The following is a 1,367-nucleotide window of genomic DNA, read 5'->3' on the forward strand; positions in this document are numbered from 1 at the left end:
GGGTAAAAATTATCATTGTGCTGATAATATTGTTATTGAAAGTTTTCATTCTTTATTAAAAAAAGCAACAATTCATAACAATATTTACTTATCGCATGATGAATATATTAATGATGTTAAAAAATGAAATAAATGATATTCAAGCCACAAAGAAAAGGATATAATAAATAAAAGTTTATAAACCTTTTTTACTAATACTTACTTTTTGGGGTGCACTCTAACTTTTATTCTTTTTTAATAAAGTGCTACATTTGCATTTACAATTTACAAGATAAAATAATAAAATTAATATGTTAAGAAAATAATTTATTAAATATCCAACATAGGTGCTAAATCACTTCCCTAATACCTAGTTTTCTCCTTAGTTTTATGATATAATTAAATAGAAAATGTGTCAATGAGATAGGTCACCTAGGAGAAACAAACCATATGAAAAAAGATATGATTATTTTATCAGTTGAAGACTTCTTAGCATTAGAACCTGATGAAAATATTCGTAAAGTACGACATGATGCAGAATATCAGTTTGATTATGAAAGCTGAAAAACAATTCTTTATTCGTCAGGAAAATTAAAATTTATTCTTCGTTATGTTCAAGCAATCTTTCAATGAATGAAAGAAGTAACTGATTTAACTGGCTTAACAATTAGTATTAGTGTCATTATTGTTGATAAGTTTAATTTCTCATTATTTAAAAATAAACAACATTTATTTAATTGTAGTTTATCAACTAATTTTTATTTAATTCCTGAAATAGAATGAGCAGAAAAAATTACAGAAGCACATGCTTCCAATTATGATTTAGTTAAAAATCAATTAATGTATGATCCATTAGAAATGGAACATTGAAAAGGGGAAGAGGGATTTGGTAAATTTATTAATATGCTATTAATGATTATTCGTAATGGGGAAAAACTTGATCCATTAATGTTACCAATCCAGTGAATGATTGAATTTAAAGATAAAAAATTAACGATGTTACGAATTAGAATGCAGATTCAAGCGTTACAAAATCGGACAGCACCAGATAAAGAATTTATCCTTGATTCGCGGAAAAAAAATAATAATGTTGAAGACGAAATTGACTTAGAAAAACGGCCATCATTAGAACCAGTTAATAAGAATGATATTGATGATATTGCATCATGAAATAAATATTATAAAGAAGATGTTTAATACTTTATTAATGTTAAAAAGGGTTAAGGAAGAACTAAGACTGCACCCCAAAAAGTAAGTAAAATTAAAAAAGAACTTTACTAAACTTTTAGAGGAGGTGCATTTTTTAATGGCAGGAAAAGAACAAAAATTTAAAACATATACTGCAGAATTTCGAAAAAATACAGTAAAAGAAATTGAACAAACATCGC

Annotated in this window: 1 protein-coding gene and 1 pseudogene; both read left to right on the forward strand. The window is 25.7% G+C overall.

Annotated elements, in window-relative coordinates; translation table 4 throughout:
* Positions 1–181 (forward strand): annotated as a pseudogene (locus tag D9R21_RS07635) (IS3 family transposase); the annotation flags it as partial.
* 248 nt (positions 182–429) lie between these two features.
* Positions 430–1,176, forward strand: coding sequence for a hypothetical protein (locus D9R21_RS06490; protein ID WP_126821543.1), 747 nt, complete (start codon positions 430–432; stop codon positions 1,174–1,176).
* Positions 1,177–1,367: the final 191 nt, after the last annotated feature.

The organism is Spiroplasma endosymbiont of Megaselia nigra (assembly GCF_003987485.1).
Taxonomy (GTDB): Bacteria; Bacillota_I; Bacilli_A; order Mycoplasmatales; family Mycoplasmataceae; genus Spiroplasma.